The sequence below is a fragment of the Bradyrhizobium lablabi genome, from assembly GCF_018129385.1.
Taxonomy (GTDB): domain Bacteria; phylum Pseudomonadota; class Alphaproteobacteria; order Rhizobiales; family Xanthobacteraceae; genus Bradyrhizobium; species Bradyrhizobium lablabi_C.
The window spans coordinates 1-1,043 of sequence record NZ_JAFCLN010000061.1 but is presented as its reverse complement, the minus strand read 5'-3'; the positions used below and the strand labels follow the sequence as shown (position 1 = coordinate 1,043).

The 1,043-nt window shown below is 61.8% G+C and carries 1 protein-coding gene; it reads right to left on the bottom strand.

From position 1 onward, the window contains the following. Positions 1-1,043, bottom strand: a 1,043-nt coding sequence (locus tag JQ628_RS34385) for an extracellular solute-binding protein (protein WP_212231066.1), incomplete at both ends; no start/stop codon positions are given.

The window sequence follows — 1,043 nt, the reverse complement described above, 5'->3', positions numbered from 1 at the left end:
AACCCGGTCGCCACCATGTCCGAATTCTGGAACGGCGAAACCGTGCGCGCATAGGCGCCGTACATCACGGTCTTGTTGGTCCATTCGAAATCGAATGCGTTGATGACCGCTTCGCGAACCTTGGGGTCCTTGAGCTTGTCGCGGCGGGTGTTGAAGAACCAGCCCTGCCCGCCCGACGGCAGCTCATCCGGCAGGGTCTCGCGCTTGACACGGCCGTCCTTGATCGCCGGAAAATCATAGCGCGTCGCCCAGATCCGCGCGGTGAACTCCTCGCGGTAGAGATAGTTCTTGCCGGTAAAGCCTTCGAACGCGACGTCGCGGTCGCGATAGAACTCGTAGCGCACGGTGTCGAAATTGTAGCTGCCGCGGTTGACGGGAAGATCGGCCGCCCACCAGTCCTTGACGCGGTCGAACTCGACGTAGCGGTTGATCTCGTATCGGCCCACCTTGTACGGCCCCGAGCCGACCGGAATCTCGGTGGTCGACTCATCGAACGGGCGCGTCGCGTAGTACGCCTTGGAGAAGATCGGCAAGCTCGCGACAAAGAGGGGCACGTCGCGCGCACGGTTCGGCGCGAAGGTCACGGCCACCGTCGCGTCATCCAGCGCCTCCGCCTTCACGAAGTCGCGGAGCTGCACCACGATCAGCGGATGGCCCTTTTCCTTCAGGATGTTCAGCGAGAAGGCGACGTCATGGGCGGTCAGTTTCGAGCCGTCGTGAAAGCGTGCCTCGGGGCGCATCGTGAATTTGTAGGTCAGCTTGTCCGGCGAGATCCACACGGACTTTGCGGCAAGACCGTACATCGCGTCGGGCTCGTCGTTGGCGCGCGACATCAGCGTGTCGAACGTCAGCTCCATGCCCTTGGCGCCCTCGCCCTTGAGGATGAAGGCGTTGAACGAATTGAACGTGTGGAAGGACTGGTTGAAGGCGCGGGTCGACGGGATCGTGGAGAACAAGCCGCCCTTCGGCGCCTTCGGATTGATGTAGTCGAAATGCTTGAAGTCGGCGGGGTATTTCAGATCGCCGAACACCGACATGCCGTG